Annotated in this window: 17 protein-coding genes; 2 read left to right on the top strand and 15 right to left on the bottom strand. The window is 63.7% G+C overall.

The window, feature by feature from the left end; translation table 11 throughout:
• The first annotated feature begins 3 nt into the window (after positions 1-3).
• Both CZ338_RS04825 and CZ338_RS04820 read left to right on the top strand, forming a co-directional pair.
• A complete protein-coding gene (locus tag CZ338_RS04825) occupies positions 4-576 on the top strand; it encodes an Asp23/Gls24 family envelope stress response protein (RefSeq protein ID WP_087117146.1) in 573 nt (190 codons plus the stop codon).
• Positions 573-1,133, top strand: coding sequence for a hypothetical protein (locus tag CZ338_RS04820; RefSeq protein ID WP_087117145.1), 561 nt, complete (start codon positions 573-575; stop codon positions 1,131-1,133). The genes CZ338_RS04825 and CZ338_RS04820 overlap by 4 nt, the downstream gene beginning before the upstream one ends.
• On the opposite strand, the gene CZ338_RS04815 is transcribed toward CZ338_RS04820, so the two are convergent.
• The 15 genes from CZ338_RS04815 to CZ338_RS04745 form a co-directional block, all read right to left on the bottom strand.
• Positions 1,130-1,849, bottom strand: coding sequence for a hypothetical protein (locus CZ338_RS04815; RefSeq protein WP_087117144.1), 720 nt, complete (start codon positions 1,847-1,849; stop codon positions 1,130-1,132). The two genes, CZ338_RS04820 and CZ338_RS04815, sit on opposite strands and share 4 nt — an antisense overlap.
• 386 nt (positions 1,850-2,235) lie before the next feature.
• A complete protein-coding gene (locus CZ338_RS04810; protein ID WP_087117143.1) occupies positions 2,236-3,321 on the bottom strand; it encodes an HNH endonuclease signature motif containing protein in 1,086 nt (361 codons plus the stop codon).
• Positions 3,322-3,778: 457 nt separating this feature from the next.
• Positions 3,779-4,969, bottom strand: a complete 1,191-nt coding sequence (gene tuf / locus CZ338_RS04805; protein ID WP_087117142.1) for an elongation factor Tu — start codon at positions 4,967-4,969, stop codon at positions 3,779-3,781.
• A 393-nt stretch (positions 4,970-5,362) separates the two neighbouring features.
• Complete coding sequence (fusA, locus tag CZ338_RS04800) at positions 5,363-7,486, bottom strand: elongation factor G (protein ID WP_087117141.1); 2,124 nt, start codon at positions 7,484-7,486, stop codon at positions 5,363-5,365.
• Positions 7,487-7,691: 205 nt separating this feature from the next.
• Positions 7,692-8,159, bottom strand: coding sequence for a 30S ribosomal protein S7 (gene rpsG, locus CZ338_RS04795; protein WP_087117140.1), 468 nt, complete (start codon positions 8,157-8,159; stop codon positions 7,692-7,694).
• Positions 8,160-8,165: 6 nt separating this feature from the next.
• Positions 8,166-8,537 carry a 30S ribosomal protein S12 gene (rpsL, locus tag CZ338_RS04790; RefSeq protein ID WP_076598032.1) on the bottom strand — a complete coding sequence of 124 codons (372 nt, stop codon included), beginning with the start codon at positions 8,535-8,537 and terminating at the stop codon, positions 8,166-8,168.
• A 215-nt stretch (positions 8,538-8,752) separates the two neighbouring features.
• Positions 8,753-10,168 carry a hypothetical protein gene (locus CZ338_RS04785; protein ID WP_087117139.1) on the bottom strand — a complete coding sequence of 472 codons (1,416 nt, stop codon included), beginning with the start codon at positions 10,166-10,168 and terminating at the stop codon, positions 8,753-8,755.
• Positions 10,169-10,186: 18 nt separating this feature from the next.
• Positions 10,187-10,756: a hypothetical protein gene (locus CZ338_RS10815; RefSeq protein ID WP_143341256.1), complete on the bottom strand. Its 570-nt coding sequence runs from the start codon at positions 10,754-10,756 to the stop codon at positions 10,187-10,189.
• An 18-nt stretch (positions 10,757-10,774) separates the two neighbouring features.
• Positions 10,775-11,269 carry a hypothetical protein gene (locus tag CZ338_RS04780; protein WP_087117138.1) on the bottom strand — a complete coding sequence of 165 codons (495 nt, stop codon included), beginning with the start codon at positions 11,267-11,269 and terminating at the stop codon, positions 10,775-10,777.
• Positions 11,270-11,588: 319 nt separating this feature from the next.
• The gene (locus CZ338_RS04770; RefSeq protein ID WP_087117136.1) at positions 11,589-12,680 is read right to left on the bottom strand and encodes a TRAFAC clade GTPase domain-containing protein; all 1,092 of its coding nucleotides are present in this window, start codon (positions 12,678-12,680) and stop codon (positions 11,589-11,591) included.
• Positions 12,680-13,678: a hypothetical protein gene (locus tag CZ338_RS04765; protein WP_087117135.1), complete on the bottom strand. Its 999-nt coding sequence runs from the start codon at positions 13,676-13,678 to the stop codon at positions 12,680-12,682. The genes CZ338_RS04770 and CZ338_RS04765 overlap by 1 nt, the downstream gene beginning before the upstream one ends.
• Entirely contained in the window at positions 13,678-15,492 is a 1,815-nt protein-coding gene (locus CZ338_RS04760) for a GAP1-N2 domain-containing protein (protein ID WP_087117134.1), read from the bottom strand. The genes CZ338_RS04765 and CZ338_RS04760 overlap by 1 nt, the downstream gene beginning before the upstream one ends.
• On the bottom strand, positions 15,492-17,663 hold the full coding sequence (locus CZ338_RS04755; RefSeq protein ID WP_087117133.1) for a hypothetical protein: 2,172 nt from the start codon (positions 17,661-17,663) through the stop codon (positions 15,492-15,494). The genes CZ338_RS04760 and CZ338_RS04755 overlap by 1 nt, the downstream gene beginning before the upstream one ends.
• Positions 17,663-20,527: a stage II sporulation protein M gene (locus tag CZ338_RS04750; protein WP_087117132.1), complete on the bottom strand. Its 2,865-nt coding sequence runs from the start codon at positions 20,525-20,527 to the stop codon at positions 17,663-17,665. Before CZ338_RS04750 ends, CZ338_RS04755 begins: the two co-directional genes overlap by 1 nt.
• The gene (locus CZ338_RS04745; protein WP_087117131.1) at positions 20,527-24,111 is read right to left on the bottom strand and encodes a tubulin-like doman-containing protein; all 3,585 of its coding nucleotides are present in this window, start codon (positions 24,109-24,111) and stop codon (positions 20,527-20,529) included. Before CZ338_RS04745 ends, CZ338_RS04750 begins: the two co-directional genes overlap by 1 nt.
• Between the last annotated feature and the right edge of the window lie 17 nt (positions 24,112-24,128).

Here is a 24,128-nt window from a genome sequence, read left to right as displayed (position 1 = left end):
GCCGTGGCACAACCGACACAAGAATTCAACGGCCCACGCTCCGGCGCAGAACCTAAAGGCAATCCCGCAGTCCGATGGCTCACGATTCTGCTTGGCTTGGCGTTCCTCGCTCTGTCCGGCATGATCGGACGCGACCTGTGGTACCGCTACCAGGAGAACGACCCGCAGAACTCGTGGGTGCGCCCCGCCCTCGACTGGCTGGGCACCGCCACGGTGAACCCGCTCGGAGTCACCATCGGCATCATTGTCGCGCTCGTGGGCCTGTGGCTGATCATCACCGCTTTCAAGCCGCGTCCGCGCCGTTACGTACGCGTCGACTCTGCGTCCTCCATCTGGATGCGCCCAGTCGACGTGGCACGCAAAGCGACGGCGTCCGCGCGCTCCGAGCTCGGCCGCTCCAACATCGCCTCCCGCGCGACTCGCAAAAAGCTCACCATCGACGTGGAGGACGACGGATCCCAGGGTCTCGACCAGCGCCTCACCGAGGTGCTCGGAGGCGAAATGCAGCGTCTCGCGCAGGCACCGAAGGTCCGCGTCAACATTCACCGCCCGACCCAAGCGAAGGAGCTGGCATGACACGCACACTGGCATTCTTCGACAGGTTGATCATCTTCCTGCTCGGCCTGCTCCTCTTGGCCGGCGGGCTGATTCCGGCTGCTCTGTACTGGGACATCCCCTATGTTTCCGAGTTCGTGCGCGGCATCAACCGCTCGCTGCTCACCGACGTCCCCGGGATGAACTGGTACACCGCAGCTCTCGTGGGCACTCTGATTGGCTCCATTATTTTGGGTCTGTGGCTGATCATGCCGAATATCCGCAACCGCGGCTTCAACAACCGCTTCATTGCACCGGCCCAGCCGGATCTCGGTGATACGCGTATCAATGTCGCACGCGTCGCTCAGGCGGCATGCAACCACGCAGAGCAGACTGAGATTGTGACGCAGGCGAAGCAGTCCGTCGCATTCGTCGGCGACCGCCCGACAGCCACGTTCACCGTCACTGCGAACCCGGATTTCCCCCTGGAGACGGTGGTGAGCTACGTCGAGCAGATGGACGCGGATTTCCGCGATGCCGTGGACACCATGGACATCGACACCGTGTTCAAGCTCCACCTGGATAAGGTCACCGCTTAGCTCTCTAAAAGCAGCAGCTTATCGACGACCCCCAGCACCACCCTCTCCCCTCCCGCCGACACATAGGCGAAGTGCTCGCCGACACGACAACGCACGACCTGCTCCCAGGCGTGCGTTGTCTTTTTCACGCTGCGCCCATTCAACTGCCACACGTGCAGTCTCTGGGTGAGCAGAATCCGCGATTGATCCTCGAGGATCAGCAACCACACTGCATTACCGATCTCATGACGACGTGTTCCCTCAATGGTCGTCTCGTCAACGGCTTCCACTGCGGTTGCGTTACCGGCGACGCGGGAGATCAGCGTGACTACCCCCATCCGGTGCTCGATACCCTCAGTATCGCGCACGACCAGCATTCTTCCTGGCCCCGTCGGACGCACCGACCCGTACGCCCACACACTCGGTTGTCGGTCCCTGTCCCCCATCGACCGCGCCACCACGTCGCCCCCGGCAGTCAATGTCACCCTGTGATCCGGCGAAGCGGTCTCCACCAGGAAATCGCCGGTGCATCGTCCTTGCTTGGTGAGGGGAAGATCGGAGGGGTGGGAGGTGGATTCGTCGATAAGCAATTGCTCTAGCTCAGCGTCTGTCGTGCCCCACCCTGCGCCGCGGTTGGCGAGGATCCCGAACAGCGTCGCCAGCGGCAAGTCCGGCTGGCCCTCCCAAGTGTCGCGTAAACGGTCGAGGACGCGGGGTATGCGGGTGGGGTCATGCACAACCGCCGAGCATACGCACAAGAGGAAACGGAGTGATGCGAACCAAGGCCCCGTTATTCCCGAGCGGAAGTTCGCGCTTTGCGTGGTCGACCACAGAGTGCGACCCCGGCACACCGAGAGTGCTGCCTTTCAAAGCGCGCCACTGGGCTACATTTCGGGGAGCATTTTGGGCTACCTTTTAAAGATCGCTGACAGCTGCGCCAGACCGTTCAGACACGCGGTTGCTGACCGAACGCATGCCGACAGGGCCGCAGGGCGTGCTTCGTCCCCGGCCGTCCCGGCTGTTTCAGCTCGTGCTCCGGACGTGCGACTGCTTCCCGCTCCTATCCGCTATGTCCGTGTCTGTCTGCTGGCCCGCAAATCGGTCCTGGCGCTATTCTCGTTGTTTATTCTCGTTGTTTTCCGAACAGTAGGTGCATCGCACCGTATTGGTGGATGGTGTTCGCCGCCGGTCGCCCCCTGGGGGATACCCACACCGGGGTTCCTGCCCTGATCTCTACCCGTCCCCGGTGGTGGCGGGTGGGGTCATCGTCGTTGGTGCGGTTGTGGTACCTGCACACCACCGCGAGATTGTTCATGTTGGTCTGCCCGCCGCGTGACCACGCGGTGACATGATGCACCTCGCAGTTATCAGCGGCATGCCGGCACCCCGGCACCGGACACGTCGTGAGTGTTGCTCGGGCAAGGTCACGCTGCTTGGTGTTGGCGAAACGCTGCGTGTCGTACAGGTTCACCGCACCCGCCTGCGGATGGAAGATCGCTACTTCCAGATCTTCCCCGTGGAACCGGGCCAAATACTCCGCACCTGTCATGGTGGTGCCGTCAGATAGTCCCAGGATGGTGTCGTTGCCTTCACCACGCAGAATCCTCGTGTGCTCTGCTAGCGGCACTACCACCAGTGGGCGGGGTACAGCATCAGCCACACCACCCTCACCCTTCAGAATCTTCGTGAGTGCCTCGTACATTTGTGGGCCCGCCGGACGACCCGGATCCAGATTCCGGCGCAAGGCGTACTCCAAGGCGGCGATGAAACTATCGTCACCGGTGGCGGTAAAGGAACGTTTCCCCTTCTTCGGTGTGCTGAACCGGACCGTCGACACTGGGGCCGGGGCGTCAGCACCCGGATCGGGGATGATCGTCTTCGCGCGACGCTTCAACGTGTTGTAGTCACCGTGCACGGACAACAACGCGAGGCGTAACCGCCACGTCTCAGTGCGGTTCTTGACTGCTTTGAGTTGGTTTTCGATCAACACCAACTGATCCAGAGACTTCCCCGTCTCCCGGGCGATCCGGATGGCATGGGCTTGCTTGCGGGTGAACCTCGTCGGGCCGAAGTAGACGGTGTGAACACGCTCCCACTCATCAACAGTGGTGGGTTTGACGCCGGCGTCACGAGCTGCCTGACGGTCGAAACCAGCCAGGACATCCATGGGGCTCGCGACAGAAGCGAGGAAAGCGTCAAACGTGTTCATGCCCCACACGCTAAAACCACAAAGCGAAACGCAAAAGGGCACCACCCGAAACCTGTGGATAACCGTCGACGCTGCCGGAGTTATCCACAACCGCCGGTTCCATCACATGTTGAAACCGCCCTCTGACGTGCTCAAAAGGGCGGTTCCATGGAACCCCGAAAAATATCTGGGCTCTCGCGGGGGCAGCAAAAGGGCGGTTCCATCCATCGCGAAGAAAATCTAGCGGGCGCCAGGCGAGGTGCTCGGTGTCGACGGCGCTTGAAAGCTATTTGTTGCCGGGATTCCAGGTGAAGCGGGCAAGAGCCAAGGCAGCGGCACGGACACCAACGCACAACCGGAGGGTGGAAGAAGGATGGTGCGGGCAGGGGACGTCGAAAAGCGAAAAGCCGCACCCCATTGCGGGATGCGGCTATTTCAGGCTGTCCTGGCGGTACCAGAACCCGGATCTAGATTGAGATTAGTCCAGGATCTTGGTGACGCGGCCAGCGCCGACGGTGCGGGAGCCCTCGCGGATAGCGAAGCGCAGGCCCTCGTCCATAGCGACCGGCTGGATCAGCTCGACGGACATGTCGACGTTGTCGCCCGGCATGACCATCTCGGTGCCCTCCGGCAGCTTCACAACACCGGTCACGTCGGTGGTGCGGAAGTAGAACTGCGGACGGTAGTTGTCGAAGAACGGGGTGTGGCGGCCGCCCTCGTCCTTGGACAGGACGTAGACGGAACCCTCGAACTTGGTGTGCGGGGTGTAAGCGCCCGGTGCGATGATGACCTGGCCGCGCTCGACGTCCTCGCGCTTCAGACCACGGAGCAGGAGAGCTGCGTTGTCGCCGGCCTCAGCGGTGTCGAGAAGCTTGTTGAACATCTCGATGGAGGTGACGGTGGTCTTCTGGGACTTCTCGCGGATACCGATGATCTCGACCTCGTCGTTGAGGTTCAGGACACCGCGCTCGACACGACCGGTAACAACGGTACCGCGGCCGGAAATGGTGAAGATGTCCTCGATCGGCATCAGGAACGGCTTGTCGGTCTCGCGCTCCGGATCCGGGATGGAGTCGTCGCAAGCCTGCATGAGGTCCACGACGGACTGAACCCACTTCTCGTCGCCCTCGAGAGCCTTGAGAGCGGAGATGTGAACGATCGGAGCTTCCTCGTCGTAGTCCTGCTCAGCGAGCATCTCGCGGATTTCCATCTCGACGAGCTCGATGATCTCCTCATCGTCGACCATGTCGCACTTGTTAAGTGCAACGAGGATGTACGGAACGCCGACCTGGCGGGCGAGCAGAACGTGCTCGCGGGTCTGCGGCATCGGGCCGTCGGTAGCAGCAACCACGAGGATTGCGCCGTCCATCTGAGCAGCACCGGTGATCATGTTCTTGATGTAGTCGGCGTGGCCCGGGGCGTCAACGTGTGCGTAGTGGCGCTTCGGGGTGTTGTACTCCACGTGGGAGATGTTGATGGTAATGCCGCGCTCGCGCTCCTCCGGAGCCTTGTCGATGGCGTCGAAGGCGAAAGCCTTGTTCTCCTCCGGGTAAGCGTCAGCCAGCACCTTGGTGATAGCGGCGGTGGTGGTGGTCTTGCCGTGGTCGACGTGACCGATGGTGCCGATGTTCACGTGCGGCTTAGAGCGCTCGAACTTTTCCTTTGCCACTGTTTGTCCTCCTGGACGTGCATGTGACTACGACTCTCGCAGCCACGTGGATTTACTTCTGCCTTGCTTTCATTTCCTAGCACTCGGTCCACCGTCATCCACCGTCAGTGGTGGTGCACCGGTGCGTCGGGCATGGAAACAATGGCCATTTCACAATGTGCCAGTTACATGATCCTAGATTTATTAACGCCGTTTTTCAAACCATGTCGGGGAAGATTCTAGGCCTTCCCTGGCGGTTTGCCGGACGACCCGCTTTCAGGCGGACCCACCTAGTGGTAACGGCCGGCTCAAAGTCCCGCTGTGCGTTGAGGCGGAACTTTCAGCTCGACCGCTACCGCGGCGCGAGCGCTATCCCGGGTGGCACTTGCCCGGGAAGCACCCAGCTAACGCGTGTTAGGCGTTGCCATTGCGCTCGTCGATGATCTCCTGAGCGATGCTGCTCGGAACCTCGGCGTAGGAGTCGAACACCATGGTGAAGTTCGCACGGCCTGCGGTCGAGGAGCGGAGGTCGCCGATGTAACCGAACATCTCGGACAGCGGCACCTTAGCCTTGACCACCTTTGCGCCAGAGCGGTCTTCCATAGCGTAGACCTGGCCACGACGGGAGCTGATGTCACCGTTGACGGTACCCATGTACTCCTCGGGGGTGACGACCTCGACGGCCATCATCGGCTCGAGAAGGACCGGCTTCGCCTTAGCCACAGCTTCCTTGAGCGCCTGGGAACCAGCGAGCTTGAAGGCCATCTCAGAGGAGTCGACCTCGTGGTACGCGCCGTCCTCGAGGGTGGCCTTGATGTTGACCAGCGGGTAGCCGGCGAGGTAGCCGTACTGCATTGCGTCCTGGATACCAGCGTCGACGGACGGGATGTACTCCTTCGGGACGCGGCCACCAGTGACGGCGTTCTCGAAGGTGTAGGTTGCGGACTCGCCCTCTTCGAGGTTCTCCACATCCGGGGTGTACGGCTCGATGGTGACAATGACCTTCGCGAACTGGCCGGAACCACCAGTCTGCTTCTTGTGCGTGTAATCGAGGTGCTCGACCTTCTTGCGGATGGTCTCGCGGTAAGCCACCTGCGGGGAACCGATGTTCGCCTCGACCTTGAACTCGCGCTTCATGCGGTCGACCAGGACGTCGAGGTGGAGCTCGCCCATGCCGCCGATGACGGTCTGGCCGGACTCTTCGTCGAGCTTGACGGTGAAGGTCGGGTCCTCCTCAGCGAGCTTCTGGATAGCGGTACCCAGCTTCTCCTGGTCGGCCTTGGTCTTCGGCTCGATGGCGACCTGGATCACCGGATCCGGGAAGTCCATGGACTCCAAGATGATCGGGTGGTCCGGGTTGCACAGGGTGTCACCGGTGGTGGTCTCCTTCAGGCCGATGAACGCGTAGATGTTACCGGCGTCGGCGTGCTCGACCGGGTTCTCCTTGTTCGCGTGCATCTGGAAGAGCTTGCCCACGCGCTCCTTCTTGTTCTTGGTGGAGTTGAGCATCTGCTCGCCCGGGATGGCCTGGCCGGAGTAGACGCGCACGTAGGTGAGCTTGCCGAAGAACGGGTGGACGGCGATCTTGAACGCCAGAGCGGAGAACGGCTCCTCGACGGACGGCTTACGGGTCATCGGCTCGTCGGAATCCATGGCGACACCCTTGACCTCGCCCACGTCGAGCGGGTTCGGCAGGAAGTCGACGATGGCGTCGAGCAGCGGCTGAACGCCCTTGTTGCGGTAAGCGGTACCGCAGTACACCGGGTAGATCTCGGAGTTGACGGTCATCTTGCGGATGGCGCCCTTGATCTCCTCGACGGTCAGCTCTTCGCCGCCGAAGTACTTCTCCATGAGCTCTTCATCGGACTCAGCGACAGTCTCGAGCAGCTTCTCGCGGTACTCCTCGGCCTTCTCCTGAAGGTCAGCCGGGATCTCCTCGATGGTCGGCTCAGCACCGGTCTCGACCTTGCCGCGCCAGGTGATGGCCTTCATATCGATGAGGTCGACGACGCCGTCGAAGTCATCCTCGGCACCGATCGGCAGCTGCATGACCAACGGCTTTGCGCCAAGGCGGTCAATGATGGTCTGGACGGTGTAGTAGAAGTCGGCGCCCAGCTTGTCCATCTTGTTGACGAAGCAGATACGCGGAACGTCGTACTTGGCGGCCTGACGCCACACCTGCTCGGACTGCGGCTCAACACCCTCCTTGCCGTCGAACACTGCGACAGCGCCGTCGAGGACACGCAGGGAGCGCTCGACCTCAACGGTGAAGTCGACGTGGCCCGGGGTGTCGATGATGTTGATCTGGTTGTTGTTCCAGAAGCAGGTCACGGCAGCGGACGTAATGGTGATGCCGCGCTCCTTCTCCTGCTCCATCCAGTCAGTGGTAGCGCCGCCGTCGTGGGTCTCGCCGACCCGGCGGTTGATACCCGTGTAGAACAGGATGCGCTCGGTCGTGGTCGTCTTACCGGCATCGATGTGGGCCATGATGCCGATGTTGCGGACCTTGTGAAGGTCCTTAAGCACTTCTTGTGCCACGTTGTGTACCCCAACTCATGTGTCGTCGACGCCCTGAGCCGTGATCCCCGTAATACCGGGAGCGACTTGAGACGCCTTGGCGGATATTTTCCTTGGTCGATTGTGCCACTTAATCGCTGATCTGGCATGACGAGGCAATGAAGCCTCACGCCAGACTCCGGCGGAGCAACCAAAGAAACCCCGCCAGATGCAGCGCTGCGGAAAACTACCAGCGGTAGTGGGCGAAGGCGCGGTTTGCCTCTGCCATCTTGTGGGTGTCCTCGCGGCGCTTCACGGATGCGCCGAGACCGTTGGAGGCATCGAGGATCTCGTTGGCCAGACGCTCGGTCATGGTGTTCTCTCGGCGCTGACGGGTGAAAGTGACCATCCAGCGCAGAGCGAGGGTGGTGGAACGGCCCGGGCGGACCTCAACCGGGACCTGGTAGGTCGCACCGCCGACACGGCGGGAACGGACCTCGAGGTCCGGGCGGATGTTGCCCAGGGCCTTCTCCAGGGTGCCCACCGGGTCGGTGCCGGTCTTCTCGCGGCACATCTCCAGCGCGCCGTAGACGATGCGCTGCGCGGTGGACTTCTTGCCGTCCTGGAGGATCTTGTTGATCAGCTGGGTGACCAGCTCAGAGTCGTAAACCGGGTCCTTGACAACGGGACGCTTCGGAGCTTGCTGCTTACGCATTGTTCTTTACTGTCCCTTCTTCGCGCCGTAACGGGAGCGAGCCTGCTTGCGGTCCTTGACGCCCTGGGTGTCCAGCGCGCCACGGATGATCTTGTAACGGACACCCGGAAGGTCCTTCACACGGCCGCCGCGCACGAGCACCATGGAGTGCTCCTGCAGGTTGTGGCCCTCGCCCGGAATGTAGGCGGAGACCTCGATGCCGGAGGTCAGGCGGACACGCGCGACCTTGCGGAGTGCGGAGTTCGGCTTCTTCGGGGTGGTGGTGTACACGCGGGTGCACACGCCGCGGCGCTGCGGGGAGCCCTTCAGCGCAGCAGTTGCCACCTTCTTGCTCTTATCGTGACGGCCCTTGCGGACCAGCTGCTGAATAGTTGGCATACCAACTCTTTCTGTTCGGGTTCGCACTCCCCCGGGCAAGCAGAAGTGGCCGAACATGCAAAAATGGGGGCTCTTCTTCGGGGCCCTGCCGCTTTCGCGTGATCTACCACCGCTCCCCTGGAGAGTGCGTGGAGTTCAACGGTTTCCTAACCCCGATATTCGAGGCGGAATCGTAAGAGAAACTACCTTCCCCTACCCCGCAAAAGCAAATCGCGCTACTGGCTGCCACCGCCGTTGCGATGGCGGGCAAGGACAGCCTCCCACGGGCCGGCCCAGCCGTTGTTCATGGATTCGCGCGCGACTGGCTCGATATCCTCGTTGAGATCAAATGCTTCGGCAAGCAGGAGGATGGCCGTCCGGGCGGTGTGAGTGGGTTCAATGTCGTCTCGGCCCGCGTGGGATTCGTTGAATTCCTTGCGGGCGACATCCTCGAATTCGATGCCGCTGGTGGAATACCAGTTCATCATCAGCACCGGATCAGCTGTCTTCGCCCACGATCGCTTGGTGCGTGCACGTCCCTGCACCACCGCCAGGCACTCCAGTGACTGTTGTCCGAACACAAGGTGCCGCTCCCACACATCCCCTTCCACATCTCGGGGGTAGCGCTCCATGTGTACTTGGATGGCATCTAAATGGGCTGTGAGGTCTTTGTACTCGTTCGTGAGCACTTTGGCGGCGGTTTCAGCCAGCCGGGCGAGCACCGTGCGGGCGGTGTGGCCGTCGGGCTGCATGGTGCCGTCGATAAGCGGGTGCTCTGCGGATAGCTCCTCGATGATGAGCTTTTGCTCGGCGGGGGCGAATTCGTGTTTGACAAAGCCGGACAAGTTGAACGCGCCGAGGTACCCGCCGAAGGGGCCACTGTCCTCGATGTAGCGCAGGTTGTCGCGCTCCGAGATCTTCTTGTTCAGCCGGTTGATGCGGCGGGTCCAGTCCTCGTTGCGGTCGATCCACCCGGCGCGGCGTGCGTCGAGGGCGATGCGCAGGGCGAGTTCGAAGTCGTTGTTCTTCTCGGCGATGATGGCCATCTGGCGGAAGCACGGGTGCTCTTCGCTGTAGGCGGAGCTTTCGTGCATGCCCTCGATGCGTTTGGCGCGCGCCTCGAGATGAAGTTCCGCCGCTTTAACGACGTCGCCTTCGCGCTTCGCTGCTTGGGCCTTTTTCTCGATCCCGTCGGCCTTCCGGTAGGCGGCACGCTTGACGCGTTCGCGTTTGATGCGCATGACCCGCCGCTCGATGTTGATGTTGTCCTGGGCGATGCGCAACACCATGTCGAAAGCCTGCGACGAGTAATTCCGCTGGCCGTAGAAGTAGTTCATCACCCGGATTTGGGTGTGGTGGAGCTCCACGATCGCGTCATCGCCAAGATCGTCGGGTGCCGGAAGGTGCGAATAACGCTCCATGAGCTTATCGACGATCCGTGCCTGCAGTTCCCTGTTCTTGTTCGTCGCAATGAGCAAGTCAGACAGGAAAGCGATGTCCGTGTGCCGGTCGTGCGTCGAGCGGAGCAGGCGCCGGCCCGCTCCTTTCTGCTGCTCGTAGACGTCCTTGAGCACTCGCTGGTCCGGGGCGGGAAGCGATTCCCACCACCCCTGCAGATTGAAATACTCGATTGAATTCTGGTTCTCCGCCATTAACCCACCTTGATTTCGTTAGAGACCGCGGAAGGGCACAACGCTGGTGAGAATCAAGATCGCCAACACAACGATCACCAGTACGACGACTGCGATCGCCGCCGTGAGCACCAGTGCTGTCTTCTTGTCGGCCTGTTCCTTGCGCGCAACTGCCGCCGGGCGGATTTCCTGGCTTTGCGAGCGCACCTGCCTCGGGGCCTGTCCCGGCGTGTGGAAGGCCGCGGCTTCACGGTTCCGCGCACTAGGCGCAGGCGCACTCGGTGCCCGACGTTGTTCGGGTGCGCGACGCGGTTCAGCCGCAGCGCGTTGTTCAGGAGCCCTGCGGGCTTCCGGCCTACCTTGCGGCGCGGGGCCGGGCACCTGCTCAGGTGCGTGACCCGTTGGCTGCTCGCCTTGGGGGCCCGGTCGACCCGGGTGTGCCGGTTCCGCCGCCTGCGCGCGTGGGGCGTGCTGTGCCGGGTGCGCGGCGGGTTCGGGAACTGACAACGCCGCGAACGGGGCGACCTCTGTGAAGTCGTACTGGTCGGCCTGTACGCGGTCATCGTTCCCGGGCACGGTTCCAAGTCCTGTGGGGTGTTGGCTAGTCATCTTTGTTCAGCCTCCGTCCTATACGTACTGCCCGAATGCGCCGCTGCGCGCCTCAACCAGGTTGTGGACCAGCCCGCTTTGGGCAGTGGTGATATCTACCGGGGGGCTGGGAAGATAAGTCCACGCGAGCACCATCAAGCACGCGATCAGCAGAGCAAGGCCGAGCACACCGAGAATATTCCGCCAGATTCGCGCGCGGCGCCTCTCGGTTTCCTGCACTTTCTCCCCGCGCTGAGCAGCGATGTTTTCCGCCTCATCAGTGGTGATGTGCTCCGCACTCCCAGAGTCTGCCTGCTGGAAAGGACGGGGACCACCGAACTGGTTCTGGCCGAAACCGGCGCTGCCCGGCACTGCCTGGGAAAACTGACCGTGTTGTCCCGGTTGTCCTGGCTGGCCCGGTTGGCCCGGGTACGCCTGCTGGGGAAAGTGCGGTGCTTGACCGCCTTGCCCCGTCTGCTGGGGCCACCCCTGCCTGAAGCCCTGCTGCGGTGCTGGATTGGTGCCGTTCGTCATCGTTGCGGCCCTTCTTCTCGCGGAGCGGTCCCCGGCCCAAACCCGTAGGGCGCCCCGATCTGACTGTCAGTATGCGGTTGCGGTTGATGTGGCTGGTGCGGTTGTTGCGCCGGCCATTGCTGTGCGGACGGAGCCGGCTGCTGCACCTGCTGCTGGTACTCCCCCGGTTGCCGCGGAGGCTGTGCCCCTAGATCCGGCGCAGGCGCGGCCGGTTGCTTCTCTGACCCCGGCACGGCGGGGTGATGCTCGGCCTGGGGTGCAGAAGCAGCGGCGAGGCGACGCTGCTCCCGGGCGAGCCAGCCCTGGTTGTGGTTGGACATTACATTCCTCCCTCGAACAGACCGTATTGGGAAAACATTTCGCGGATCGGGTCCAAGACGCGGAACGGCGCAATCCCCATCCGGGACACGCTGTCGCCCTCCGGTGAGTCACCCAACGCGGAAACAGCGTGGCAGCTGTACGGCACGGGCTGGCCGGTGGGCGACTGGGTCTCCAGGAGGTTGAGCATTTCCATTGCGCCGAGTGCACTGAGCATGCTGCGGATCTCGTAGTGCATGGAGGTACGGTCGACCCAGTCGAATGGTTCGCTCGGCGGGTTCGATTCACGGCGGAAGGAGGCACCGTAGTTGCTCATGGCCGCCTGCCAATCCACGGTCTGGCCTTGGATGCCGCCGCTGCCCACTTGATCGACATGAGCGAGGCGCTGGAGCATATCGAACTTGGATAGCGTCAGGGCGATCGTGGGCATCTGCTCCGGAGACATGAGACGCAAGATGTTCTGCAGGATCATGGCAGGGTTCTCCCTGCCCACCTCATTGGTGGACACGGTCCCTTCCAGCAGCTGCCGGATGCGGTTGACGGCCATCGGGTCGTAGAGGAACACGATGCGGTCGGCGTTGCGGAAGAAGCCGAGCTTCGGGGCGCGCTCGACAAACCCTTCCTCGCGGAGGTCCTCACCGGCCACGTCCTGCAGCACCAAGTAGACCTTCTGTCGCACCTGCTGGTTGTCTGCCGGGTTGACGCGGACGTGAAAGCCCAAGTCGTAAATGAGCGGACGGTTCTGGTAGGCATCCGGGTTCGCCGACGGCGGGGTCGGCGGCATGAGGCCCATCTCCTCGAACAGGGGGCGCTCGTAATTCTCTTCGTAGGTCCGACGGGTGTACTCGTCAGCGGCGTTGAGGAACCCGCGGTTAGCGGTGAGCATATCGCGCAGCAGTTTGACCACCACGGCGATGTAGAGGCTCTTGCCCGAGGAACGGGCACCCGCCATGGCGACGGTGAGGGTACCGGAGCGCATCCAGTCCTCCGGCAGTTCAATGCCGGCGTGGGTCGGTGCTTTGCCGGACGGGTCGAGGACTTCGAAGGTGACCGGGTCCTTCGGACTGATCAGGTACGGGACATTCGGGTTCATTAGGAGTTCCCTCCTGCATCGATCGCGCCACGCAGTGCGTTGATGGCGTCACGGTAGCCGCGGGCATCGCCTTCGGCGACGGCGCGGTGGAGGCGATCGTCAAAAAGCGTCGAGGTGACACCCGGTGCGCCCCCCACGGGGCGGGTCGAGATGACGTGCACGGCGGAGCTGCGTCCCAGCAGGCAGGCCGGGATGTCGTCGGAAATGGCGATCACTGCGGCGGACGCAGCGATGTCGCTGATGCTGATTTCCCAGCCAATGTCGTTGCCCCGCAGGGATTCAGACAGCCCGGCGGGAACCTCGAGGGTGTCCATGATTCCGGGCACCGCTTGCCCGGACGAAGTGGTCACGTGCTTGGGGCACCGCATCCCGGAAACAGCGTTGGCCGCGAAGCTGAGCATTGCATCCATCTGCTGGGACGTCGTGCTGCGCAGCATCGATGCCGTGGAATCGATCACGATGTGCACTGAATCTGTGCCGGTAGACGGTGCCGGCGGTGCGACAGGGTCCTGGGTGAACGCGCTGCTTGCTTCTGCGGGCGTTGATCCGGCGGATGCGGCGGTGCCGCCACCGGCCGGAGCCGCTGCCGTGGAAGCACCTGTGGCGCTGACCGGGGCCGACACTCCTGCCTCACCGGCGATGACGCGTACCCCTGTCTCTGTGGGCAGAAGAGTCAGCGGTGTGAACGCGTCACGGGCCGCCACTTTGAACGGGGGAATGTACAGATCAACGAGGCCGGAGACGGCATCGCGTGCCTGGACGCGCACGTAGAGCTCGGCGCGGTTGCCAAAGACTTCGTTGTCCGGCCGCACCTCAATCGTGGCGGGACCGGTGAGCTCCCGTAGCGCGTAACGGTCACCCGTGCGCGGTAGCTCCACATCGCCGTTGAAAGCGCGGAACCGGCCACCGTCGGTGAGCTCCATGACAAAGATCGCGCGGAAGGCGTCGGTGGTGAACTCGAACTCCTCGCCGTGCCCCATTCGTTTCTCAAGAGCCATTACCGCTCTCCTTTCTGGTTCGCCATGCCGCGGGTGTTCTGCACGAGCGTCTGAATCACCTTGCTCAGGAACTGGTCAGTCCGCTCGATGCGCAGCTCGGCGAACGCGGCCGGGAGCGCGCTTACCGCCTGGGCGGCCAGTGCAATGTCCTGCGGGCTGTCGGGCGCGGTGGCGAAGAAGTCTTCCCAGGCGCGACGCGCCACTGCGTCGACGTTGGCTTGGGTGGGCACGGATCGGGCCGCAATGCGGTTCGCCAAACCCACGAGGTGGTGAATTGTCTCTTTCCGCGTGTGCGGATCAGCTGTGATCACCGGGTAACGCAGCTGGTCATACCCGGCAGCGGCCAAGGTTGCACCAATGAGGTAGCAAGCGGTGTCCGCGCCCAGTTTCTCCACACCCGGGTGACCAGCGTGGGGCAACACCCGTCGGGTGGTGTCCTGGCCGAGCTTCTCCATCAGCTCCGTGATGTCGTCGCCGGCGAACAGCTCCTCGATCTGTTTGTTAGCCACGAGGCTGACCAGGCCGGCGACTGCCGAATCGGGCCGGAGGTTGAGATCACCGTGCGCCATGATGTCCGTGACCGGGGCTTCGAGGTTGCCCAGGCTACCGAGGCCGTCAACAAGCATGTCTCGGTCAAACGCACCGATGGCCTCCGCATCGGTCAGGTACTGGATCAGCAGCGGGCCGTCGCTCTCCCAGTTCTGCAAGGTCTCGTAAACGGAGCCGCGGAGTTCGTCGAGACGCGTTTCGTCGATAAGCTCCCTGCTCACGAGCGTCGGGTACTCCTCCCCGACGAACTCGTTCGGCTCCGTGATGTCGATGGCTAGCTGGTTGAGCTCGGGCTCCATGCTCTTGCGGCGGTGCTCCAGCATGAGTTGCGCGAGACCTGCGCCGAAGCCGCCGGGAGCGCTTCCAAGAGCAGCGAGCTTATCGACGACGCCCGCCGCCTCACTCCCCGACGTGAACAGCTCTTCCGTCATGCGGGACCACTCGGTCTCCGGCGCCGCGCTGGCGTCCTTCTCCGGGTCGATGACTGTCAGGGCGGGGTTGGCTGCGAAAAGCTCCGCGTCCTGTACGGGACCCGCGATGAGCGCGGCGAAACCGGGACGCTGCGACGCCCACTTCGCGGCATCCACGGAGCGGGCGCGCTCGAAGGTGCTCACCCGCAGGCCTCGGCGGGCTGCTTCAGGCGTCATCGTTGTCGACACGGCGTAGATCCAGAATGCTGCCTGCGTGTCGGACGGAGTGAGGAGCACGGGGATCGTGTTCGGATCCTCCAACGCCTTTTGAATCCGGTAGATCACGCCTCGGCGGTCACCCTGGACATCGCAGATGAGCCGCCACAGCCCCTCCACGTCGGGCAGCGGCCCGCGCGCAGGCTCCCCGAGAGCGTCATCGAGCGTGACCGAATTGACCACCGGTGCGCGGAACGGGGCAGCAAGGTCGGGCGAGCGGAACAAAGCGATCGGGTACTGCGCGGCCAGCGGCTGCTGCGGCTCGTGGTCCACCACACCATGGGTGAACACGTTGCCCGGGCGGCCTGTCGCGTCCTTGCCGGCGGGGACCGACTGCACATACACGCCGTGCGTCTGGTCCGGGATGTACTCGAACCGGCGCGGAAGCGCCTCGATCTCCTCGGCACCGATGAACTCGTTGACCTCCTGGATCGGAGTCAGAGAGATCGCGGCGGCGGAACGGATGAGCTCGATGTCGGACGGATCCGCGTTCACGGTCGGCCCGATGGACCACCCGCCGGAGCTGGACGTGTTGGAAAACGACGCGTATGTCGCGTGCGCGAAGCGTGCCATTGCCATTACTGCATACCTCCGGGCTGCTGGAAGTTATTGGCGTACCAGAGGGTGACCACGTTCGGGTCCCGCAAGGCCACCTCGGACTCGCCGTCCTCCGGCGCATCCGCCATGAAGAGGCGGAGCCACCCGTACCCGCGGGCGACCAGCTCAGGGTCGACGCGCCAGTACTCGAACCCAGGCGTGCCCGGGGCCAGGTTGTCCGGGAATAGGTGGTCCGATGTCATCACCGGCTTGTAGTCCTCGACATAGCCACCGTTGATCTTGCTCACGCGCACCGGCTCACCGTCGTTTGGCTCGAGCGGCAAGCGCTCCGGGTGGTAACGCAGGGTGAATCGGCGGTGCTTGGAGTCCTCATTCTCCGCGTTGACGAAGAGGTAGAGGCCGTTTTCTGGACCGGCGGTGAGCATGTAGCGGAAGTGGCGCAGGCCGCGGTACGCAATGATCGTGGGCTCGCCCCATTCACGCAGGCCCGCGTGCATGCGGCTGGGGATGAGCACGACGTCTCGGGCGCCGCGCATGTGCACGCGCATGCTGCCTTCGCTGCGGTACTCCTGTTCGTCGATAGTTGTCATCGGCTTAGCGTCTGCCCGGCGCGGGTCGACGAAGCCGCCCTCCCCCGGTTCGGCGAGGAACGCGGCGACCTCGTGAGCCTGTTCGGGCCAACCGAACGTGATCAGCTGGGCAATGACGCGCTCCTCGATGCGTGCGGCGGGAATGCTCCCCACCCGCACAAAGCTCGAGGACCGCCCCACGCGGGCCCTATTGCCCACCACGCTGACGGGGGTGATGGCGATGGAATACCACTCGTCGGGCCAGGCGAATTCTGCGGCGTCCTTCGCTTCGGCGATGTCGTTGACCCATGCCGCGAGCGGGAGGCCGAAGCCCTCGAGCTGATCGGTCTCCACGACCTTGTCGGACAAGCCTTCCGCGGGGAGGTCCCGCGTGCGGTAGATGCGCACCTCACCGGAATTGGGCAGCTCCCACCGGACGCTGAACAAACCGTTTCCGATGGTCTGGTCCAGTTGGACATCCGCGTGGACCTCCACCACCTCTGCGGTGATGTCGATGGTGAAGATGTCGGAGTGAGCACTCTTCTTCACTGCGCCACCCACAGAGACCTCGCGCACCGCCTGCACGGCGTAGGTCAAGCCTCGTTGCGGCGGTGTCCAGCGGAATCCGTTCACGTTGCGGCTAGTCTGACTGACCTCGTGCGCGCGGCGGGTTAGGCGGCGCTTCTCTTCCTCGGGGGCGATATAGACGCTGACGCGGTCCGTGTGCTTGAACTCCTCCCACTTACCGCTGACTTCGCTGCCGTCGAAGTTGAGCTCGATGTGCTCGACAGGACGGACGTAGAAGTCCTCCCCCACCAGCTTGGGCTGGCTGCGCAGAGCATCGATCTCGTTCGTGCCCTCGTTGAGCCAGACCTGGTAGTAGCGGTAGGAGAAGGACAGCGGGTCCGCGTCGTCGAAGAACGTGCCCGGGGTTGCCGACCGCAGGATGCCTTCGGCTGGGTCGCGGTCGAAGACTTCTTCGTCGCTGACCACACGGAAGATCTGCACCGGCTGGGACGGGTAGTCCTCCGGCAAGGCCCACTTCACGTGGATCTCACCATCGTCGTTCAGTTTTGCGCGGACACCGCCGCCAGAAATGACGGTGAGGTCCTCCAGGAGGTCCAGTTCTTCGAAATCGTCCTCCGCCAAGTCCAACTGCTGCGCAGTCGGGGCAGGAGCTTCTTGCTGCGGTGTCGGGGCAGCCGGTCCGGGTTGAGAGTGACGTCCCGCAGTGTCGCCCGACTGATTCGGCGGGGTGGACAGTGTCGGCTGGGTCGGCTGACTCGGCTGGCTCGGCTGAGCTGGCTGCTGGTCCTGGTCGCCAGTCCCGACTGCTCTGCTCGCCGGCTGCTCCGGTTGGTTCTCAGGAGAAGCAGCACCTTGCAGGTGTTCCGGCAGCGGCTGGCTCGGGGTGATCAGATCGGGGCTGAGAGGTGTCTGGAGCGGCAAGCCCGCGCCGTCGAGCATCACCAACAGATCCAGAGCCTCCGCCCACACACGGGTATTGGGAGTGGATTCACCGTAGACGACGTGCTGAATCAGTTCCTCTTCACTGGGCACCGGCAAGCCGGTTTGCTGCTGGACGCCAGTGCGCCATGCGGCGGCCATTTCTGGGAGCGACATTAGATATCACCTTCGCTGGGGAAATCGACAGCCGTTGAGCCACCTGGGCTGGGGGTCCACCGAGCGGAGTCGCCGGTGGAGTAGGTTCCGGCGCTGGGCATCTCGCGGCCGGTGCCGTAGTTGTCCTCCACGTAGCTGCTGCCCGGCATAACAATGTCGTCGATAGAGTCATCGGCTGCGTTGGAGTGGGCGGCGAGCGTGATGTCACCGGCCTGCGCGTTGCCGCCCACCTGGACCAGCACTTCGGTGCGTCCGACGGGGTCACGCGGGCTGGAGGACACGTTGTGCACGCTCAGGTCGCCGTCGACAACCGCGGCTCCGCGGCCACGGCTAGCGGACGCGATGAAGTGGCTGCTGAAATGTCCGTTCGCGGCATCTTTGAGCAGCTCCCCTTCCAGCGCGCGGGCGTGCCCGTCGTGCGTGGAGGAGACATTAGACAGCAGCTGGCTGCTGAACGGGCTGGTGCTTGCGCGAAGCTCATCCGCCACCGGCTGCCACTTCTCCCCCGTGCGGTCACGGGAGGAGAATTCAGGCGATGCCACGTAGCCGGCAAGGCGGTCCAGCGCTGAGGTGGTGTTCTTGCCGCGCTGGGAGGAGAGATAGTCCCAGCGGTCGTCGTTGCTCGGCTGGAATAACTCGCTGTAGGCGCGGGTCAGGCCAGCGGAGACGGCATCCCCCAACCAGCCTTCGTGGTAGAGACCGTTCTGGTAGTGGGACACCACCTGCGACGCGGCACGCGGGTCAGGCGACGCGTCCGCGAAAACCACGTTGCGCGGCATGCGGTTGCTCGGTTGGGCGGCTACATTACGCTCCGTCTTCACCCGGCCAAACGGGCGGTTGACTAGCTCACCAAGCAGCTGCGTGACGGAGAGGAACTGCGGGTAAGCCTCCTCCAACCGCACGAGAGCGACCTCGGCATTGAGGAGGTTCTGCTCCGCCGCCTCTACCTGGGCGCGTTGGCTCTTGCGCAGATTAGCCAGCTGGACCTCATCGCGCGTCTCAAACGTGACCTGCAGCAGGAAGAAGATGAGCCAGATGAACACCCAGATACCGAACATCCACGCGAGCGTGGAGGCCGGCGCGTTATTCAAATTCTGCACCCACCACAGCTCGGAGAACACGCGGTCCGTGAACGTCGCCTCACCGCTGGCCACCTTGTCCTGCGCATTCTTCATCACCACGTGGCCGATCAGCCAGAAGATGAGGAAGAAGGCGAGTGACGTCGTGGTCACCCAACCCAAGAACCGGCAGACGCGTGCGCCAGCCCCAGTCTCTGGCGCCTTCACGCCGCGGCTGAGCCGCTCGAGCTCGGCGCGAGCCGCTTGGACTTGCTGTTCGCAGTGCACCCGGATCTGCCGCAACTCATCTCCGACGTGGCGGGCGAAGCTACCGCGCTCCGTGCTCTTCCAGCGCTCAAAATCGCTGTGGAGCTTGCCGGTGTCGAACACACCGTGGCTGTCGACGGAGTTCAGGCGGTGCTCGTAGGCTGCGATTGCCTCGGGGTCATAAGGGGCTAGTTCTTCGGCGCCCATGATGTCGCGGAGACTCGGGTCATCGATGCGCATCGCCTGTTCAGGCGCAGGAATGACATCGCGTGCAGACGCTGCCACTGTGACGTGGTCGGATGCCACCTGCCGGACCACCTTCGGGGTGGCGGCGTCGCGCGTTCTCGGAGCGAGAGGGCGCGGCTTTGCGTCCAGCATGGTGAGCGCGAAATTCTTGTAGCCGTTCCACATCGGCTGCATCTGTGCCGCAATCTGGTTCCGGTCGAGCTGCTGGGCTTGCTGCGAGATCTGGGCAGGCGCACCACGCAGGTTGCGCATGCTCCCGATCGCCGCCGTCGAATCGGCACCGTAGACCTTCTGCAGGCTCGCCGAAATCTGGTCGGACGCGCCGCCGCGCAGGTCATCGAAGGAGTTTCCGGGGGTGCCAATGAGCTTTTGCCACCAGATACCCCGCAGTTCGCGGGAAGCTTCCTTATTGCTCAACTCGCGGTCGCGGCCGGTCTTGGCCTGCACCCGCTCCGGGATGAGGCCGTCGCGGTACAAGCCGAGGAATTCATCGGCCGCCGCACGCGAGAACTGGGCGCGGTCCTGCGGGTGCTCCACCACCGCGGCGCCTCCGTCCGCGCGGTACAGCCGAGGCGTGGGGTTGACCTCGGTGTCGAACAAAGCTTGGCGCAGTTGGTTCTGCACCACCTCACCGTCGACGCGGCGGAAGTAGGCGCGAGTCAGACGGAAGTGAATCGGGGAAGCGGTGCCCCGCAGCTGCTCCACCGGGCACTCGGATGCTCCGTCCCACAATCCGAACAAGGAGCACAAGGTGGTGGCCACCAACAGGGTGAAGGTGTTCTCCCGGTCCCCGCCGGACACCGGCACCGCGTGGTCGGACGGCGCGTCCGACTCCTCCGGTGCGATGAAGAGGTTCACGTAGCCGCGCACAATGTCCACGTCCGCCGACTCGGACTCCCCCGCCCGGCCGGCGAGCACGTTGACGGATAGCGGGTTCAGATCGGACACCGCGTCCGACACGGCCCCGAGCTCTTCATCGCGGATATTGTCCACACCGTTCTGGGCGTTGACCACGCACACGGCGAAGCGGTCGTTGTAGCCGCTGGCCAGAAGGCGCGCGAAGCTGTCGGTGGTGGAGGGGGTGCCGTCCACACGGCCGTCGATAAGCAGTGCCCGATCCATCGGCCCGGTGAATGCGTCGAGGTCGATCCAGATCGCGCGGCCGATGAGGTGCAGCGCCTCCAAATCTTGGAGAGCTTGGCGGAGCGCGGCGCCGAATCGGCCGCGTCCCACGAAGATAGGCACGCACACCTGAACTGCGCTGTTGTGGGCGCCCTGGAAATTCTCAGCCATTAGATGTCATCCTCTCCCGGCATCGTGGGCATAGCCACGGGGCGCGACACGGAACTGAAATCGACCTCCGGTGCTTCCTCGAGCGCAGTGTGCTTCAGACGGTCTGCTTCGTCGAGCATGCGCAGAATGAGGTCGATGACTTCATAGACGTCCAGCGCCACATCAGCGAACAGAGGAATGCGGGCGGCCAGCTCGCGGGAATCCACGTCAGCGACCGGGCGCGAAGCCTGCACAGAGAGCTGATCGCGGAGCAACCTGTCCGTGGGAACGTACTCCATGGCGATCTCACGCTGGCGCTCCAGCCACGTCTTCACCGCTGCCAAGCGCTCCTCCGGTGTGACGTCCGGACCAGTCCCCTTGATCATCAACCGGGTGCCGCTCTTGCGCTCACCAGTAGCCAGCCACCGTGCGAGAAGGCGGGTGCCCTTCAGCGTGCGGCCTACTTCGGAGGGGTTATCGGCGTCGTCGAAAAGCGCGCGCATCACGCGGTACGGGCGGTAGCTGTCCAACAGCGGGGTCACGCCCGCTTTCGTCCACGCGAGCGGTGCGGACTCGATGACAGCCGGCAACCAGTCGAAGACGTTGCGGAAATTCGACGGCGGGGTGAGCAGCGGATCCGGGAAGGAAAGCCAACCGCGGTTGCCTTCAGAATCGTCGTAGACCTTCACCGGGCTGTTGTTATCCGGGGTGTCCAGGGTTGCCGGGAAGTCCATGTAACCGATGATGCGGCCGATGTACCAGCCGCCGATGAACGCACGGCGCTCCGCATCGCTCATGGGGGTCGCAGCTTGGATCGGCCGGGCACGCTTCGCGCGCCAGAATTCCTTGCGCGAATCCTTGAGGCCGTCCCATTGCTCGCGCATCGGGCGCATCAGCGACGAGAAGACCACTGGGACGTAGTTCGGGTAGGAACCGAAGATGTCAATGGACCGCTCCTCACCCTGGTTTTCCAAGGCGTCGCCCAACGGCTTCATCGGGTCCGGCAGCTTCACGTTGGGGAAGTTGATCACTTCCTCTGCGAGAAGCCGGGCGGACTCGTCCCCCTCGAGCGGGATCTTGGAAAAGTTGAAGGCGTAGCCCACTTCATCCCCGTACAGGTTGCGCACCAAGTTGTCGTCGATCTGCGCGAGCGGCAGCGCGTTCTTCATAGCCTCAGTGAACTTGGAGGCGAGGCGCTGCTGGCGTGCGCGCCGCTCGTGGTCCTGCAGGGCCGGAGCAGTGACGTAGCTGCGCAATGAGGTGGAGATGAAGTCGTGGAAAGAGAATCCGCGGCGCTGAATGTACTTGCGGGAACGCTCCAGCACCTCCTCCGCGCCGATGCGGACAGAGAACTGGCCCAGCTTCGGATCGAGCAGCTCAGTCGGGTTGTTCGGGTCGCGGGTGAAGTTCATGGGCACCCACGGGCCGGTGAGAACGATGAGGTCCTCGGGCGCCTGCTCCGCGCCTTCGAGCGCTGACCATGCGCCGCTGACCACCGAGGAGGCCGCGTTGGAAATCGCGTGGTCGTAGGAGTCTGCGCTAGTGGCGTTCTGGATGTCGTGGACGTACTGGCGCGGGAAGTCCCCGATCTCAGTCAAGAAGATCTCGTTCGCCGCCTGGGCGAAACGCGGCGGCACCATGTCTGTGTCCTCCGGCCACAGCTGCGGGACGTTCGTCTTCAGCTGCGCGACACCGAGGTCCTTGTCATTGTTGAGCGATAGCTCGTGCTCGAGGTCCGTGTGCTCGGCCGTCATTGCCTTTTGCAGTGGGCCGATGAAGCGGTCGATGAAGTCCGCGAGAGTGCCCAGCACGAATTCGGACATGCGGCTCTGCGCGCGTCGGCGCAGCTGCTCGCGCACGTCGCGGACGATGTCCTCCATGTACTGGTCGGCGCTGACGATCTTGCCGCGCGCGTTCATCATGGCGCGCTCCGTCTCCGGGTGGAGGGCAAGACGCTGCTGGGAACGGGCGACCTGCTCGAGCTGCGGCATCACATCGCGCACGAGCATGTTCTTCAGCGCGTCAAGCACCGCGGAACCATACGGTAGACCGAAGTTGCCCACCTCGCGGCGGATGATGTTCAGGAAGCCCTCCTGCAGGTTGCGCGCGCTCGCCCAGTTGAAAGCGGCACCGTAGAACATTGCTCCGTTATCGGCGCTGACCTGCTGGTCGAGCACGTTAAGCGCACCAATGACATCAGGTGCCCAATCGCGCCCGCGACGGTTATTCGGCTGCGGGATCTGGTGGCGCAGACTCTCGGCGTAATTGCCGGCCCAGCGGTCCATCTCCGCGCCGAACGTGCGCCAGAGCCAACCACCGACGTCCTCGCCGAACGGAATCACCGTGGTGCGCGCCTGGATCTGGCGCCAGTTAGTGTCCACGCGCTGCTTGATCTGCTCGTCGCCCGACGCCGGGTTGGTGGGATCAATGTGACCGTGCACAAGCTTATCGACGGCCGAGCGCGCCAACCTTTGCGCCGAATATTCCGCGTAGCGGTCGCGCCCCATGGACAGCTGCGCGTAGCCGAAGGAGCCCCACGGGAGGTTGTTCTTGTTCTGCACGCCCCAGCCATAGGTGTTGTCGCGCGCCTGGAGACCACCCTGGTTACCAAGGTTGAACTGGGTGAATCGGCCCATCGCCGCCTCGTCCATGAGCAGCGACGCAAGACCGCGTCCGAGCGCGCGGTACACAGTGCCGGGCTTGCCGTCGCCGAGCTGAGCACCCTCGGCACCGGAATGCGCGCCCACCGGGAATACGCGAGAGATCGGAACACTCTCGTCGCCGAGGTTCACGCCGAGCTGCTCGAACAGACGGCGGTCGCTTTCGGTTGCGGCACCCATCTGTGCCGCCGCCATCTCACCGAACATCGCCATCGCGTTGGGGTTCGCACCCATCACCTGGTCCTGCGGGATACCGCTGAAGATGTCCGGCGTGAACGCGAACATGCAGTTGCGGCCGACGCTGGCCTTGTCCAGGGAGGTGAGCAGACGGCACACGTCGATCGCCATCGACGCGCCTGCACCGCCTGACATGGAGGTGACCACGATGATCAGCGGCACGTCCTTGCCCGCGTTGACGGCGGAGGTGGCGCGGCCGGTCAATGCGGTCTGGACACGGCTCAGCTCACTAGCCGTGCCTGGCTGGTTCAGCGCTGCCCACGCCTTCTCCAGCTCTTCCTGAACTTCGCGGAGCTTGCTCAGTGTGAGCATGCGGCCGATTGCGCGGTATTGGCCAGCACCCGCGGAAATCGGGGTGGTTTCCGCCTCTGGGTTGCGCAGCGCCCACGAGGAGATGGTGCCCAGCTTCTTCCCGCTTGCCAGACGGGCCGACACTGCGGCATCCACGTTGGCGTAACGGCCGGAGGAACCGACGGAAATGTAGCGCCCGCCTGCCTCCTGGACATTCTGCAGGTTCTTGCCCGCAGACTCCGGTTTGGTGGGCACGTCCAGGGAAACGAACTGCCACGCGTCGGGCAGCTTCACGTCCTTCGGCGAGACGTACTCGTTGGGGAGGCGCTCCGCCAACATCGTCTTCAGCTGGTCCATCATGAACGCCAGGGTCTTAGCGCCCGAACCGCCACAACCGACGACGAGGACTCTTTCCATGAGGGGTGCTCCTTAGA

The sequence above is a fragment of the Corynebacterium urinipleomorphum genome (assembly GCF_900155535.1).
GTDB lineage: Bacteria > Actinomycetota > Actinomycetes > Mycobacteriales > Mycobacteriaceae > Corynebacterium > Corynebacterium urinipleomorphum.
The sequence above is the reverse complement of the archived record's forward strand: the minus strand, read 5'-3'. Positions and strand labels throughout refer to the sequence as shown.